Origin of the sequence: Aeromonas sp. QDB34 (assembly GCF_027705405.1) — a bacterium.
Classification (GTDB): domain Bacteria; phylum Pseudomonadota; class Gammaproteobacteria; order Enterobacterales; family Aeromonadaceae; genus Aeromonas; species Aeromonas hydrophila.
Window position 1 is genome coordinate 115,023 of sequence record NZ_JAPDBT010000007.1, and the last position, 14,714, is coordinate 129,736.

Below are 14,714 nucleotides of genomic sequence, written 5' to 3' on the forward strand. Positions count from 1 at the left end.
TAGTCCAAAAGGCGGACGGGATCGGGGTCTGTGTCACATGACGGGAGTGGGGTAGACTGGAGCCCCTGCCATCCAGTTGAGGACGAGAGATCATGATAGCGATTGGCCAAGCCCTGCCTGCGGGCGAATTCACCTTCATCACCGCCGAGGGCAAGCAGCAGCGGGATAGCCAAAGTCTGTTTGGCGGCAAGCGGGTGGTGCTGTTTGCGGTGCCCGGTGCCTTTACCCCCACCTGTTCCAACGCCCACCTGCCGGGTTACGTGGTGCTGGCCGACCAGTTGATGGCCAAAGGCGTCGATGCCATCTGCTGTCTGTCGGTCAACGACGCCTTCGTGATGAAGGCGTGGCAGGATGCCCAGAACGCCGAGGCCATCACCATGCTGGCCGACGGCGACGGCAGCTGGACCCGGGCACTGGGTCTGGCCAAGGAGACCGGGGCCTTTGGTGGCGTGCGTGCCCAGCGCTTTGCCCTCATCGCCAACGATGGCGTGGTCGAGCAGCTGTTTGTGGAGGCGCCCGGCAAGTTCGAGGTGTCGGATGCCCAGAGCCTGCTGGCGGCGCTGTAAAATATCAATCGTCGTTTGATTTCTTCTTGAAATGGAAAGTCGGCTCGCTACACTGGGCCCACTTCTGCAAAGAGCCGGGCCATCGCCTGGCTCTTGCGTTTGCTGGCGATGGAATGGAGATGTTATGACCCTGGCTTTTGTTGCCCTGATTGCCGGACTGGCGCTGCTGGTCTGGAGTGCGGACAAGTTTGTCGATGGCGCCGCCGCCACCGCCCGTTACGCCGGCATGCCGCCGCTGCTGATCGGTATGGTGATCATCGGCTTTGGCACCTCGGCCCCCGAGATGGTGGTCTCCGCACTGGCGGCCTCCCAGGGCAATCCCGGCCTCGCGCTTGGCAACGCCTATGGTTCCAACATCACCAATATCGCCCTGATCCTGGGGCTGACCGCCCTGATCAGCCCCATCGCGGTGGCCTCCCAGGTGGTGCGCAAGGAGATCCCCATCCTGCTCGGCATCACCCTGCTCTCCGGCGCCCTGCTGCTGGACGGTCATCTGGACCGCACGGATGCCGTCATCCTCGGCGTGGTGTTCGTCGGCCTGATGGGCTGGTCGATCCGGGCCGGCATGCGTGGCAAGGGGGATGCGCTGGATGCGGAAACCGAGGAGAGCATCGACAGCGAGGGGATGTCCCTCAAGGCGGCCATCGGCTGGCTTATCGTCGGGCTGGTGCTGCTGATTGCGGCCTCCCGCCTGCTGGTATGGGGGGCGGTGACCATCGCCCAGGCGCTTGGCATCAGCGATCTGGTGATTGGCCTCACCATCGTCGCCGTCGGCACCTCGCTGCCGGAGCTCGCCTCTTCGCTTATCGCCATTCGTAAGAACGAGCACGATCTGGCCCTTGGCAACGTGCTCGGCTCCAACCTGTTCAACACCCTGGCGGTGGTGGGGATCGCGGCGGGGATCCACCCGCTCGACGTGGCACCGGAAGTGCTCTCTCGCGACTGGAGCGTGATGATGGGGCTGACCCTGTTGCTGCTGGTGATGTGCCTGGGCCGCAAGGGGCTGGGGCGGATCAACCGGCTGGAGGGGGGCCTGCTGCTCGCCTGCTTCGTCGGCTACACCGGCTGGCTGCTGGCCAGCCAGTTCATCTAGCAGTTTGGGCTGGATGAAACGAAAAAGGGGAAGCCGCGGCTTCCCCTCTTTGCATTCTGTTGATGGCGCTTAAGCGACTGCCACCAGCTTCTGCCCTTTCTGGCTGCTGTCCAGAATCAGGATGCTCGCCTTGGGGAAGAAGTTGAAGGTGGAGGCCGAGGCCCAGGTGTAGGCCCCCATCACCCGGCCCACCACCAGCTCGCCGATGGCCAGATCCGGCAGCATGATGCCGTCACGGATCACGTCCACGCTGTCGCAGGTGGGGCCGGAGAGCACCGAGTTGTGCAGCTCGCCGCGCGCGAGCGGGGTACTCACCGGGTAGGTGACGTGGTCATAGAGCTGACCGTTGTAGCTGCCGTAGAGACCGTCATCCAGGTAGTACCAGATCTTGTCGCCGCGATGGGCCTTGCCCATCACGCTGGAGACCGAGGTCATGGCCGGCGCGCTGATGAAGCGGCCCGGCTCGGCAATCTTCTGCACGGTGGCCGGCAGCTTGGCCAGCGCCTCGCGGATCGGCGCGCAGAAGCCGTCGATGTCGAACTCGCCGCCCTCATAATCCACCGGGAAGCCGCCGCCGATATCCAGTACCCAGGGCTTGAGACCGAGTTCCCAGGCCTGCTCCATGATCTCGCGGCAGGCATCGATGGCCTGCACGTGGCGACGGGCGTGGGGCACCTGGGAGCCGACGTGGAACGACAGCCCCATCACCTTGATCCCCTTGGCGTGGGCCAGCTGCAGCAGCGGCAGCGCCTGCTCCGGGGTGCAGCCGAACTTCTTGGAAAGGTCGACCTTGGTCTCGGGGTTGGGGAAACTGACTCGCAGCAGCAGTTTCACTTCGTCCTTGTAGGGAATGAACTTCTCCAGCTCCAGCGGGTTGTCGTAGACAAACACGGTGCAGCCGTACTCCAGCGCATAGCGGATGTCGCTGTCGCGCTTGATGGGATGGGTATGAATGCAGCGTCCCGGGCGGACACCCTGACTGCGCACCAGATCCACTTCGCCATTGGTGGCCAGATCGAAACAGGCCCCCTCTTCCTTCAAGACAGAGACCACTGCCTCGTGGGGCAGGGGCTTGAGTGCATAGTGCAATCGTACATCGGGCAGGGCGGCCGCCAGGGCCCGATACTGTTTGCGGACGGCTGCCTTGTCGAGCAGCAGCAGGGGGGAGCCGAACTGTTCAACCAGCTGACGGTAATCTTGTGCTACCAGGGTCTCGTTCATTCTCTTTTGGTCATCCTTAGGGGGCGTGATATGCCCAAGCCATATGGGGTTGAACCGGCGACGGCCGGCTCAGGCGAGCGGTCCGGAGGGACCAACCAGGCACATTGCATAACTCCATTGCAAAGTGCTTAGTTATGCGCGGGATTATCGGCTTATTGCGTTTGTGTGCAACCCTTTTGATTGGATATGTCGGCAAGTTTTTCTGGTCGAGACGAAATATCATCTTGATATGGCGGCTGTATCGGCTAGTGAAGCTGGGGCATCTGTGGCAAGTGGGAATAACTTATTGATAGTTAACGAACAAATAACAGATGGTTCGGTGCGAAAAAAAACGGCGGCCAGGGTGGCCGAGTGGGAGACAGCTCACACTTTTTGGATTACCATGCCCGCTTCCTAATCCAAACTAGTTCGGATGAAGGTAGCAGGAGAGCGATGGGCAACCATCCACCGAAGAAGTGAATCTTTCAGGTACCGGGCAACCGGTGTGGACTGCTACTGGACGATACTCTGGAGAGACCCGTTGAATCGGGCGCCGAAGGAGCAAGGCACCGTGATTGCATCGCAATCTGGCGCCGGAAACTCTCAGGCAAAAGGACAGAGGGGATGGGATGGTTGTACCTGAGCTTGGAACTGTTCACGATCGGTAACGAGAGGTCGTCAGCAAGGTAAAGAGCAGCGCAGGAACCGGAGCGTATAGACATACGTGAGGATTCCGAGCCGCGCATGAGCCTTGATCACGGCCTCGCAGTAAGAGTGTGAACACGTTCTTGGCCTGCATCCGATCGCCTCTGGCCGATCGCGACACCTATGGGAAGATCATCCTTCTCCTCCTTAATTTCTGTTTCTTAAGGAGGATGCATGTCATCAATTCAATCGGCGCTCGCCGCCATCGATAGCTTTATCTGGGGCCCACCCCTGCTGATCCTGCTGGTCGGGACCGGTATCTACCTTACCCTGCGTCTGGGTCTGCTTCAGGTGGTGCGCTTGCCGCTCGCCCTGCGTCTGGTCTTTGGTCGCGATCAGGGCCATGGCAAGCAGGGGGATGTCTCCAGCTTCGGCGCCCTCTGTACTGCGCTTTCTGCCACCATAGGCACCGGCAACATCGTCGGGGTGGCCACCGCCATCAAGCTGGGGGGCCCGGGTGCCCTGTTCTGGATGTGGATGGCGGCGCTGTTCGGCATGGCCACCAAGTACGCCGAGTGCCTGCTGGCGGTGAAATATCGCCAGCAGGACGCCAACGGTCAGATGGCCGGAGGCCCCATGTACTATCTGGAGAAGGGGCTCGGTTCCAGGCCGCTGGCCAAGCTGTTTGCCCTGTTTGGCATCGGCGTCGCCTTCTTCGGCATCGGTACCTTCCCGCAGGTCAACGCCATCAGTGACGCCATGAGCCTCTCCTTCTCGGTACCCCGTGAAGTGACCGCCGTGGTGCTGACCCTGATCGTGGCGCTGGTGACCCTGGGGGGTATTCAGTCCATCTCCAGCGTGTCGAGCAAGGTGGTGCCCTTCATGGCCATCTTCTACATCGTCGCCTGTCTGGGCGTGCTGGTGAACAATGCCGCCGCCCTGCCGGAGGCGATCGCCCTGGTGATCGGGAGTGCCTTCACCGGCCATGCGGCCACCGGCGGCTTCGTCGGTGCCGGCATCATGCTGGCGATCCAGTCCGGGGTGGCGCGCGGGGTCTTCTCCAACGAGTCGGGGCTGGGGTCGGCGCCCATCGCGGCGGCGGCGGCCAAGACCGATTCGTGCGTGGAGCAGGGGCTGGTCTCCATGACTGGCACCTTCATCGACACCATCATCATCTGCACCATGACCGGCCTGACTCTGGTGGTGACCGGGGTGTGGAGCGGCGATGTGAGCGGCGCGGCCATGACCAGTCTGGCTTTTGCCCAGGGGCTCGATGCCCATGTCGGCCAGTATCTGGTGAGCATTGGTCTCCTGTTCTTCGCCTTTACCACCATCCTTGGCTGGAACTACTACGGCGAGCGCTGCACCGAGTACCTGTTCGGGGTGAAGGCGATCAAACCCTACCGCCTCATCTATCTGGTGCTGGTGGCGAGCGGTGCCTTCCTGCATCTGGACCTGATCTGGCTGCTGGCCGACATCGTCAACGGCCTGATGGCGGTGCCCAACCTCATCGGCCTTATCGGCCTGCGCCACGTGGTGATTGCCGAGACCCGCGCCTACTTCAGCGGGGATCGGGATACGGAGTCCGAGCCCGAGCCGCAGACGGCCTGATGCCAAGACCATCCATTCAAACGAAAAGCCACGACCCGGGTCGTGGCTTTTTTTATGGGCGTTTTTGATGAGGGGCAGGTTGTGGTGCCCGGCAGCAGGGCGTTGGGCTCACTCCTGGGTCAGCAGCGCGGTGAGCCGGGTTCGCACCCTCTGCACCAGTTCGTCCTCGCTCCCTTGCCAGTTTATGGCTTGCGCCAGGGTGGTGGAGGTACCCGGGAGAAAGCGCAGCTCGCCGCCCGCCAGCTCGTAGAAGCGGCTCGCCATCCGGGTGCCTTGGTTCACGTTGCCGGCCACCAGCAGCATGGCCTGAGCCAGCACGGCCCCTTGGTGATCCTGACCCGGTGCCAGCCAGCGCTGGGCGGTGCCGGTCACCTTGCGACCCCCGATCACCAGATTGTACTGGCCATCGCAAAACGAGCCGGGCACGAAGTCATAGGTGCCCGCGAGACCGTACTCCCCGAGCAGGCTCAGCAGCGGCGCCCCCAGCAGCCGGTAGTAGTGAGCCAGATCCGTGGTGGTGCGAGGCAGCATGAGCGACAGATTGAGGATGCCAGCGCCGTGGGGCACGGCAGTGCCGCCGCTATCGCGCACATGCACGGGCCAGCCCTCGGCGGCAAGCTGCTCGCAGGCGGCCTGGTAGCGGGGCAAACGGGTGTCCTTGCGGGTGACGATGAGGCATTGGGGCGCCTGCCAGAGGTGGGCGCGGGGCTGGCGGTCATGGGCGCATTCTCGCAGCCAGCGCTGCTCCTCGGCCAGGATCTGGTCCGGGGTATGGCTGCTGGGCAGGGAGGGAAGCAGGGTATAGGGCATGAAAGGCATCCTGAGCAGAGGCTGCCCAGCACACTACCCGTGGCAGCGAAGGAGGTAAAGCCCCGCATGGCGGGGCTTTGGTGCAAGGATGGCGGAGTGTCAGGCCTGTGCGGCGGTGCGCTTGGGCAGCAGCAGGTTCATGATGATGGCGGTGAGGCCGCCGGTGGCGACGCCGTAGGAGAGCACGCTCCTGGCCAGATCCGGCAGGTGCTGCAGCACTTCCGGCACCTGTGCCACCCCGAGGCCCATGGCCAGCGACACCGCGAGGATCATCAGGGCGCGTCTGTCCAGCTCCTCGCGGGAGATGATGCGCACGCCGGCGGCGGCGATGGTGCCGAACATGACGATGGTGGCGCCCCCCAGCACGGGCTCGGGGATCTGCTGCACCAGGCTGGCCACCGCCGGGAACAGGCCGAGCAGCGCCAGCATGGCGGCGATGAACAGGCCGACGTGACGGCTGGCCACCCCGGTCAGCTGGATGACGCCGTTGTTCTGGGCGAAGGTGGACATGGGGAAGGTGGAGAAGACCGCCGCCAGCATGGAGTTGGCGCCATCGGCCAGCACGCCGCCCTTGATCCGCGCCATGTAGACTGGCCCTTCCAGCGGCTCGCCGGAGATGTCGGAGGTGGCTGTCATGTCGCCGATGGCCTCGAGCGCCGTCACCACGAAGATGATGGCGAGTGGCACGAACAGCTGCCAGTCAAAGCCGAGCCCGTAGTGGAGCGGGATCGGCACCATCAGCAGCGGGCCGTCGAAGGTGGGGGCGTTGACCTTGCCCAGCAGCAGCGCCACCGCATAGCCCACCAGCATGGCGATCATGATGGCGGAGAGGCGCAACCAGGGGTTGCGGCTGCGCTGCAGCAACACGATGAGGCCGAGCACCAGCAGGGAGAGGAAGAGGTTGCTGTGGCTGGCGAAGCTGCCGTCTGACAGGGCGCCGTAGCCGCCCCCCATGCTGATGAGGCCCACCTTGATGAGGGTCAGGCCGATCAGCAGCACGACGATGCCGGTCACCAGCGGGGTGATGATCCGTTTGACCAGGTGCAGGAAGCGGCTCATCACCACAATGGTGAGGGCGGCCGCCAGCATGGTGCCGAACAGGGTGCCCAGCAGATCCTCGGTGGGCATGGCGGCCTGTTTGAGGGCGAGGCCGGAGGCGATGATGGGGCCGAGGAAGTTGAAGCTGGTGCCCTGTACCGAGAGCAGGCCGGAACCGATGTGGCCGAAGCGGCGGGTCTGGATGAAGGAGGCGATACCGGACATGACCAGCGACATGGAGACGATATAGCGGGTATCGGCGGCAGGGAGGCCGAGGGCGTTGGCGATGATGAGGGGCGGGGTGATGATGGCGACAAACATGGCGAGCATATGCTGCAGGGCGGCGAACAGGGTCTGGGGCAGGGGCGGGACATCCTCTATGCCATAGACCAGTTCGCTGTGAGCTCGCCTGGGTGGATGGGCCTCTCGGGTTGCGCGTACGGCGGCAGCCTGTTCCATAAATACCTCGAATGTGTGGGGGAGGGGGCAGAAAATTGGGCGCTATTTTAGTGATTGAGAACGGGCTGACCAGCGCTAATTCGGGTTGCAACGGGTTTATTTTTTGATGGGTTGAAACGTTTGCGCGTGGCGATTATGATCCGCCGGTTTGTGTGACGACGCTCGCCCGGAAATGGGACCGGTTGCATAGGATTTTGCCGCCGTACGGCGTAGAATGAGCCCTCTGTTGCGATTTGGAGGCTCTGGATGCTGAAGCTGTCGGAGTTCTGGAGTGCCCGTGCCCACTCCGAAGATTTTACCCTGACCCGCATGGGCTTTATGACGGTGCGTCTTCGGCTGCTCACCTGTCTGTTGATGGTGGGCCTGCCCGCCTGGGCGGTGGTGGACTGGCTGACCTTGCCCTCCGCCCAGTTCGATGAACTGTTTCAGGCCCGGATCTTCTGCCTGCTCGCCCTCTCCCCGCTCATCCCCTTCTCCTACCTCATCCATTTCAGACGCGAACGCATGAAGCTGGCGCTCGGCTACCTGATGGCGGTGATGATGCTCTTCTCCCTCATCTGCCTGCACAGCTTCGGCGCGGATCAGGAGCTGCAGGCGGGCTACATGGCGTTCCCCTACCTGCTCATCAGCCTGTTCGCCATCTTCCCCATTCCGCTCTCCCTCGGCCTGCAGCTGGCGGGGGGCATTCTGGTCACCATGCTGGCCGGCAACTGGCTGCTGGTGGGGCAGCCGCTCTGGAGCGTGCAGACCCTCAACCAGAGCTGGCTGCTGGGGCTGTTTGCCCTGGCCAGCAGCTGGGTGCAGTGCGGCCAGCTCAACATGCTGCTGCAGCTCTACCGAGAGTCCACCACCGACGAGCTGACCGGCATGATGAACCGCCGCCTGCTGATGAAACAGCTGGAGAAGGCGAGGATGAGCATGATCCGCAAGCAGGCGCCGTTCGCTGTGCTGCTGCTGGATCTGGACCGCTTCAAGCGCATCAACGACACCTTCGGCCATCTGGCGGGGGATGCGGTGCTCAAGGAGGTGGCGGCGACCCTGGCGGAGCAGCTGGAGCCCGGCATGGTGCTGGGCCGCTATGGCGGCGAGGAGTTTGCCATCCTGCTGCCCAACTGCGCCGAGCTGGCCCAGGCCAAGCGGGTGGCCGAGCGGCTGCGGGTGGCGGTGGAAGCGCGGCTGGTGAAAAGCCCCACCTCCGACGAACTGCTGGAGGTGACGGTGAGTATCGGCCTGACCCTGGCCCTGCGCGGCGAGGGGGTGGAGGATCTGCTCAACCGGGCCGACGAGTGCCTCTACATGGCCAAGATGGCCGGGCGCAACTGCGTGGTGGGGGAGCTGGGTGGCAAGCCGGCAGAGCCTGCCGCCATACAGACAGATGCCGCCTGAGGGCGGCATCTTGCTTGCACTGGGTTGAGCGGGCTCAGCCCAGCTGGTACTTGCCGGAGAGCTGCTGGGCCAGCAGCTTGAACATGTTGAATACCGCCATGGTCTTGCCGGTCGGGGTGCCATCTTCGGCCAGGAAGAACTCCCCCTTGAACACCAGGATCTCCCCCTTCTGCTCCACCGAATCGGCACGCATGCCGTGGATGAAGTCTTCGTGTTCCTTGATGATCTTGTTGGCCATCTCCAGCAGGGCAGTCTCGGTGATCAGCTCTTTTTGTGGTTGCATGCTCGTCTCCTTAAACGACTACTGGGCAGGGGCATAATGTTGGTGCACGCGGTGCGCCCTGCCTCTGATTGAAGAGGGGGCCAGCATACTGCAAACGGGGATTTTCTGTCATTGATATGACCCCGCATTTTCCCGCTTTGCTCTCTTCCCTTATCCCAGCACCAGATTTCTGAGCCAGCGGCGCTGGCGAATGCGGCGCTGCACCAGCAACACCTTGCTGAGCTCTTCCAGTAACACCACCGCCACCACCCAGGAGAGGGGCCAGCCGAGCAGGTTGACGGCGCCCCAGGCGAGCGGCAGGCCGATGCACCACATGCCGACGATGTCGATGAAGATGCTGTAGTTCACATCCCCGCCCGAGCGCAGCACCCCTATGATGCCCACCATGTTGAACACCTTGAGCAGCATGCCCAGACACATGATGGCGAGCACCTGGCCGGCCTCCGTCATCAGCTCGCCCGGCAGGTTGCCGACCCACTGCAGCAGGTGGGTCTGCAGCAGCCAGACCGCGATCCCCACCAGCAGGGCTCCGATGGGGGCGAGCAGCAGGAACAGCTGGGAGTGCTGCCAGGCAACCTCGTACTCTTCCGCCCCGAGCCGGTGGCCGAGCAGGGTGGAGCAGGCCACCGCCAGCCCGAAGAAGAGGGAGATGAGGATGCTCTCCAGCGTGCCGAGGGTGGTCATGATGGCCAGCGAGTCGGTGCCAAGGTGAGCGTAAAGAAAGCCGTAGAGCAGCATGCCAAAGGCCCAGAGCCCGTCGTGGAACAAGAGCGGCAGGGCGATCAGGGTGAAGCGCACCACCTCCTTGCGCTTGAAGGCGGCCAGCCAGTCATCTCTTCGCGGGATCAGGCGCGCCTCGTAGCGTCTTACGTAGAGCAGCAGCAGGGTCGTTTGCAGCAGCCGTGAAAGGGTGGTGCCCCAGGCCGAGCCGGCTACCCCCATCGCCTCGAAGCCGAAATGGCCGAAGATGAGGGCGTAGTTGAGGATGACGTTGGCGATGATGGCGATGATGCCGATGCGGGTGGGGGCGGCGGCATTGCCGACCGAGCGCAGCGCCGACTCCAGCGGTACCACCACGGCGGTGCAGAGGATGGTGGCGCCGGTGATCATCAGAAACTGATCGGCCAGCTCGCGCAGCGCGGGCTCCTGGCTGGCAAAGCTGAGCACGCTGCCCGGTGAGAGCACGTAGACGAGGGCAAACGGCAGGCTCACCAGCAGGGCTCCCACCAGCGCCAGCGCCAGCGAGCGGCGCACCCCGGCCATCTCGCCGCGACCGTAATACTGTGCCGCCAACACCGAGACCCCGCCCGAGAGTCCCGCTATCACCAGCAGATTGAAGAAGAAGACCCGGTTACCCAAGCCGACCGCCGCCACAGCCGTGGTGCCAAGCTGGCTCACCATCATGATGTCGATGAGGCCGAGCAGGGAGAACATCATGGATTGCAGCGAGACCGGCAGGGCCAGCCGCCACAATCGGGTCATGAACTCACGATCGGTGGTTTGTTTTAAAATCGCTTGCCAATAATTCATTTATGTTAACCGGGTAGATAAAAAGCAAGGTTCGTCATGGGTATGATAGGGGGAGTGGCGGGCGGCTTCACTGTGAGCCTCTCTCGGCTTTCTTGTGTAAAACTATCCTGTTGAGGTGTTATGCCGTTTGTCAGCGAGTGTCTGGAAATTGCCCCGGCCTGCGAGGAGCGGATGCTGGGACGCGAAGGGCTGCCGCTGCTCGGCGAGGCGGGCATCTTCCTGACCGGGCTCTCGAACATTCGCGATCACTACCTGATCCGTCGCAACCGGCCGGAGTTTCACATCCTGATGGTGAGCCACGACGAAGGGGGCGCCCTGCTCACCGATGGCGGCGAGCAGCCCATCCCGGCCGGTTCGCTCATCTTCTTGCCGGCGGCAGTGCCCGGTGGTCTCAAGCTGGTGGGGGGGCAGTGGCGCACCAGCTGGATCCTGCTGGATGACGTGCCGCGCTGGCAGCACCTGCACCGGCTCGGCCACCGTATCTGGCAGGGGGAGGAGGGGGAGCAGATCTACCACCTGCTCAGCCTGATGCAGGGGGAGGGCACTCGTTCACCGCTGCAGCCCCAGCTGCTGAGCCTGCTGCTGGCACTCCTGGAGCGCACCCTGCAGGGGGAGGTGCGCGGCACGCCTGAGCTCAGACTGCAGGCGTTGTTTCGCCGGGTGGAGGCGCGCCTCGACGAGCCATGGAGCGTGGCGTTGCTGGCCGACCAGATGGCCTGCTCGGTGCCCCATCTGCATCGGCTCTGCCAGCAGGCGTTCGGCATGGGGCCCATGGCGAAGGTGACCGAACTCAGAATGAACAAGGCGCGCCAGCTGCTGCTCTACACCAACTGGCCCCTCGGCGAGCTGGCCGGCCGGGTCGGTTACAGCGACGGCGCCAACTTTGCCAACCGCTTTCGCCGGCTCACTGGTCTGACCCCCGGCGCCTTTCGTCGCCTGGGTCGCAAACCTTTTGCAACGGATGTGCAAACTCTTTGAAATTAATGGCGCAAGCCCATAGGATCGGCGGACTCCTTCGTCCAGGTCATCGTTTAGGTACCCGATCCATGTTTGAAGATAATAACCAGAAACGTCCCCTCTACATCCCCTATGCCGGTCCGGCCCTGCTGGAGACCCCGCTGCTCAACAAGGGCAGCGCCTTCACCAGCGAAGAGCGCAGCAACTTCAACCTCGAAGGCCTGCTGCCCCAGAATATCGAGACCATCGAAGAGCAGGCCGAGCGGGCCTACCGTCAGTTCATGGCGTTCGGCAACGACATGGACAAGCACATCTACCTGCGCAACATCCAGGACACCAACGAGACGCTGTTCTACCGGCTGCTGACCAACCACCTGACCGAGATGCTGCCGGTCATCTACACCCCGACCGTCGGCAAGGCGTGCGAGGAGTTCTCCAACATCTATCGCCGCGCCCGCGGCCTCTTCATCTCCTATCCGGACAAGGACAGGATCGATGACATGCTGCAGAACGCCACCAAGCAGAACGTCAAGGTGATCGTGGTCACCGACGGTGAGCGGATCCTGGGCCTCGGCGATCAGGGCATCGGCGGCATGGGCATTCCCATCGGCAAGCTGTCGCTCTACACCGCTTGCGGCGGCATCTCGCCGGCCTACTGCCTGCCGGTGGTGCTGGACGTGGGTACCAACAACCAGCAGCTGCTGAATGACCCCTTCTACATGGGCTGGCGCAATCCGCGCATCTCGGGTGAAGAGTATGCCGAGTTCGTCGACGCCTTCATTCAGGCGGTCAAACGCCGCTGGCCCGACATCCTGCTGCAGTTCGAGGACTTCGCCCAGAACAACGCCATGCCGCTGCTCAACCGCTACAAGAACGAGCTCTGCTGCTTCAACGACGACATTCAGGGCACCGCCGCCGTGACCCTAGGCAGCCTCATCGCCGCCTGCAAGGCCTCCGGCGCCAAGCTCTCCGAGAAGCGGGTCGCCTTCCTCGGTGCTGGCAGCGCCGGTTGTGGCATTGCCGAACAGATCGTGGCGCAGATGAAAGCCGAGGGGCTGACCGATGCCCAGGCCCGCAGCCGGGTCTTCATGGTGGACAGATTCGGCCTCATCACCGACAAGATCCCCAACCAGCTCGACTTCCAGCGCCGCCTCTCCCAGCCGGTGGAGCGCATCGCCGACTGGCCGGTGGGGGACAACATCTCCCTGCTGGAGGTGATGGAGCACGGTCGCCCGGACATCCTGATCGGGGTTTCCGGCCAGCCGGGGCTGTTCACCGAAGAGGTGGTCAAGACCATGCACAAGCACTGTGCCCGTCCCATCATCTTCCCGCTCTCCAACCCCACCTCCCGGGTCGAGGCAACCCCGGCAGATCTCATCCGCTGGACCGACGGCCAGGCGCTGGTGGCCACCGGCAGTCCGTTTGCACCGGTGGAGTACAAGGGCAAGCGCTACGTCATCGCCCAGTGCAACAACTCCTTCATCTTCCCGGGGATCGGCCTTGGCGTCATCGCCGCCGGTGCCACCCGGGTGACAGATGCGATGCTGATGTCGGCCAGCCGCGCACTGGCGGAGTGCTCGCCGCTGGTGAAGGGGGAGGAGGGCTCCTTGCTGCCGGATCTGGCGGATATTCACCAGGTCTCCCGCTACATCGCCAAGATGGTGGCCAAGACCGCCATGCTGCAGGGCAAGGCGGTACAGACTCCTGACGAGGTGATCGATCAATCCATCGAGGCCAATTTCTGGCGCCCCGAGTATCGTCGCTATCGCCGCACCTCCTTCTGATTTCGGCGGGAAGACGCAAAGCAAAAGGGATGCCTCGGCATCCCTTTTTTGTGCATCGCGTTGTGGGTGGGCTTGCTCACCACCTGTTGTTATCTGCACCTCTTCACACGTCTGGCGCTGTGCTCTCTTCGTGGCTGGAATTACTGCTCGGCCGGGGCGGCGGCTGCCTCAGGGGCACCCTGAGTGCCGGTGACCCTGATTTCTACCCGGCGATCCGGTGCCAGGCAGTCGATGAGGGCGGCCCTGGCCTTGATGGCATCACACTGGCTGCCGGTGACCGGGTTGCTCTCGCCATTGCCCTGGATGCTCACCTTGTCGGCGGGCAGCCCCTTGCCGATCAGGAAATTGGCGACCGTGCTGGCGCGGGCCTCCGACAGCGCCTGGTTGTTGGCATCCGACCCGATGCGGTCGGTATAGCCCATCACCACGGCATTGCCATCCTTGGGCTTGACGTCGGCTATCTGCTGATAGAGCGACTCCAGCGCCTGCATCCCCTCCGGTTTCAGCTCTGCCTTGCCAAACGCAAACAGCACGTCCGAACTCAGGTTGAAGGTCTGATCCACCGGCTCGGGAGCGGGCGGTGGCGGGGGAACGACCATGGGGGCTGGGGCTGGCTCGACCGGTTTGCTGCGGTTGGGGTGGATCACCAGCTCCAGGGTGGCGGTGCTGATGTCGCTGACCCAGCGCTGGGTGCCGCTGCCCACCTTGTCATTGTCGGGATCGTCACCGACCCGGACCATGTAGCGGTAGCGGGCCTGGATGTCGACCCAGTCGTGCAGCTTGGCGGTGAGGCCGAGACCGGCCAGCGGAGCCAGGTTGTTGTCGCCGCCGTTGATGGACTTGACGTGGTAGACATAACCGCCGCCCTCGGCGAACACCGAGAAGATATCCCCCAGTGGCAACCGACCAATCACCGACAGGGTGGCGCCCTGGCTGCTGAAGTCGTTGCCCTGCACGTCCCAGTCACCGGTGGACAGGTAGCCGAGCTCGGCCCCCAGATTCTCGGTAAAGTTGTAGCCGCCGAACAGGGAGAGCGCGGTGGTGTCCTTGCTCGCATCCTTGCCAAAGTCACCCAGATCGTGAGCGATGGCCCAGCCACCTCCCACCCCGGCATACCAGTCGTTGTCCGGCGCCGCCTGTGCGCCCGTGGCTGCCAGTGCCAATGCAATCCAAACAGGTTTTACTCTTATGTTCATCGCGTATCCTCGTCGATGTCTGGTGTAGTAGGGCGCAAGCCCTGTTGTGTACAACCACCACTATTTATAGGCGATGCAGGGTTTTTAACCACTTAGGTGGTAGCGAGGATGGCAATGAGCGGGGATCTGCGGGTCAGCCGAGGGGCTCAGGGTGAG

General features: G+C 63.3%; 12 protein-coding genes and 1 riboswitch. Of the genes, 6 read left to right on the forward strand and 6 right to left on the reverse strand.

The window, feature by feature from the left end:
* Positions 1 to 92: 92 nt before the first annotated feature.
* Complete coding sequence (locus tag OKC29_RS11855) at positions 93 to 566, forward strand: peroxiredoxin (RefSeq protein WP_024944732.1); 474 nt, start codon at positions 93 to 95, stop codon at positions 564 to 566.
* A gap of 124 nt (positions 567 to 690) precedes the next feature.
* Positions 691 to 1,659, forward strand: a complete 969-nt coding sequence (locus OKC29_RS11860) for a calcium/sodium antiporter (RefSeq protein ID WP_073349309.1) — start codon at positions 691 to 693, stop codon at positions 1,657 to 1,659.
* 69 nt (positions 1,660 to 1,728) lie between these two features.
* Here OKC29_RS11860 and OKC29_RS11865 read toward each other — a convergent pair whose 3' ends face one another.
* Positions 1,729 to 2,880 (reverse strand): type III PLP-dependent enzyme, encoded by a 1,152-nt coding sequence (locus OKC29_RS11865; RefSeq protein WP_011705184.1) that lies wholly within the window; start codon positions 2,878 to 2,880, stop codon positions 1,729 to 1,731.
* Between the two features lie 497 nt (positions 2,881 to 3,377).
* Positions 3,378 to 3,488: riboswitch (glycine riboswitch) on the forward strand.
* 250 nt (positions 3,489 to 3,738) lie between these two features.
* On the opposite strand from OKC29_RS11865, the gene OKC29_RS11870 reads away from it, so the two are divergent.
* On the forward strand, positions 3,739 to 5,115 hold the full coding sequence (locus OKC29_RS11870) for an alanine/glycine:cation symporter family protein (RefSeq protein WP_073349311.1): 1,377 nt from the start codon (positions 3,739 to 3,741) through the stop codon (positions 5,113 to 5,115).
* A 108-nt stretch (positions 5,116 to 5,223) separates the two neighbouring features.
* Here the strand turns inward: OKC29_RS11870 and OKC29_RS11875 are convergent, their stop codons facing one another.
* A complete protein-coding gene (locus OKC29_RS11875; RefSeq protein ID WP_073349313.1) occupies positions 5,224 to 5,925 on the reverse strand; it encodes a lipoyl protein ligase domain-containing protein in 702 nt (233 codons plus the stop codon).
* 99 nt (positions 5,926 to 6,024) lie between these two features.
* Entirely contained in the window at positions 6,025 to 7,422 is a 1,398-nt protein-coding gene (locus OKC29_RS11880; RefSeq protein ID WP_073349315.1) for a nucleobase:cation symporter-2 family protein, read from the reverse strand.
* Between the two features lie 246 nt (positions 7,423 to 7,668).
* On the opposite strand from OKC29_RS11880, the gene OKC29_RS11885 reads away from it, so the two are divergent.
* Positions 7,669 to 8,808: a GGDEF domain-containing protein gene (locus tag OKC29_RS11885; protein WP_073349317.1), complete on the forward strand. Its 1,140-nt coding sequence runs from the start codon at positions 7,669 to 7,671 to the stop codon at positions 8,806 to 8,808.
* A 34-nt stretch (positions 8,809 to 8,842) separates the two neighbouring features.
* Here the strand turns inward: OKC29_RS11885 and OKC29_RS11890 are convergent, their stop codons facing one another.
* Both OKC29_RS11890 and OKC29_RS11895 read right to left on the reverse strand, forming a co-directional pair.
* On the reverse strand, positions 8,843 to 9,091 hold the full coding sequence (locus OKC29_RS11890; protein ID WP_005298586.1) for a YciN family protein: 249 nt from the start codon (positions 9,089 to 9,091) through the stop codon (positions 8,843 to 8,845).
* 150 nt (positions 9,092 to 9,241) lie between these two features.
* Positions 9,242 to 10,621: an MATE family efflux transporter gene (locus OKC29_RS11895; RefSeq protein ID WP_073349318.1), complete on the reverse strand. Its 1,380-nt coding sequence runs from the start codon at positions 10,619 to 10,621 to the stop codon at positions 9,242 to 9,244.
* A gap of 120 nt (positions 10,622 to 10,741) precedes the next feature.
* Between OKC29_RS11895 and OKC29_RS11900 the strand changes: the two genes are divergently transcribed.
* Both OKC29_RS11900 and OKC29_RS11905 read left to right on the forward strand, forming a co-directional pair.
* On the forward strand, positions 10,742 to 11,599 hold the full coding sequence (locus OKC29_RS11900; protein ID WP_162275636.1) for a helix-turn-helix transcriptional regulator: 858 nt from the start codon (positions 10,742 to 10,744) through the stop codon (positions 11,597 to 11,599).
* A gap of 68 nt (positions 11,600 to 11,667) precedes the next feature.
* Positions 11,668 to 13,362, forward strand: coding sequence for an NAD-dependent malic enzyme (locus OKC29_RS11905; RefSeq protein ID WP_011705191.1), 1,695 nt, complete (start codon positions 11,668 to 11,670; stop codon positions 13,360 to 13,362).
* A 140-nt stretch (positions 13,363 to 13,502) separates the two neighbouring features.
* Here OKC29_RS11905 and OKC29_RS11910 read toward each other — a convergent pair whose 3' ends face one another.
* On the reverse strand, positions 13,503 to 14,558 hold the full coding sequence (locus OKC29_RS11910; RefSeq protein ID WP_073349320.1) for an OmpA family protein: 1,056 nt from the start codon (positions 14,556 to 14,558) through the stop codon (positions 13,503 to 13,505).
* Positions 14,559 to 14,714 lie beyond the last annotated feature (156 nt).

Coding starts and splice junctions, on each gene's coding strand:
- OKC29_RS11855 (WP_024944732.1), top strand. CDS start 93: ATGATAGCGATTGGCCAAGCCCTGCCTGCGGGCGAATTCACCTTCATC.
- OKC29_RS11860 (WP_073349309.1), top strand. CDS start 691: ATGACCCTGGCTTTTGTTGCCCTGATTGCCGGACTGGCGCTGCTGGTC.
- OKC29_RS11865 (WP_011705184.1), bottom strand. CDS start 2,880: ATGAACGAGACCCTGGTAGCACAAGATTACCGTCAGCTGGTTGAACAG.
- OKC29_RS11870 (WP_073349311.1), top strand. CDS start 3,739: ATGTCATCAATTCAATCGGCGCTCGCCGCCATCGATAGCTTTATCTGG.
- OKC29_RS11875 (WP_073349313.1), bottom strand. CDS start 5,925: ATGCCCTATACCCTGCTTCCCTCCCTGCCCAGCAGCCATACCCCGGAC.
- OKC29_RS11880 (WP_073349315.1), bottom strand. CDS start 7,422: ATGGAACAGGCTGCCGCCGTACGCGCAACCCGAGAGGCCCATCCACCC.
- OKC29_RS11885 (WP_073349317.1), top strand. CDS start 7,669: ATGCTGAAGCTGTCGGAGTTCTGGAGTGCCCGTGCCCACTCCGAAGAT.
- OKC29_RS11890 (WP_005298586.1), bottom strand. CDS start 9,091: ATGCAACCACAAAAAGAGCTGATCACCGAGACTGCCCTGCTGGAGATG.
- OKC29_RS11895 (WP_073349318.1), bottom strand. CDS start 10,621: ATGAATTATTGGCAAGCGATTTTAAAACAAACCACCGATCGTGAGTTC.
- OKC29_RS11900 (WP_162275636.1), top strand. CDS start 10,742: ATGCCGTTTGTCAGCGAGTGTCTGGAAATTGCCCCGGCCTGCGAGGAG.
- OKC29_RS11905 (WP_011705191.1), top strand. CDS start 11,668: ATGTTTGAAGATAATAACCAGAAACGTCCCCTCTACATCCCCTATGCC.
- OKC29_RS11910 (WP_073349320.1), bottom strand. CDS start 14,558: ATGAACATAAGAGTAAAACCTGTTTGGATTGCATTGGCACTGGCAGCC.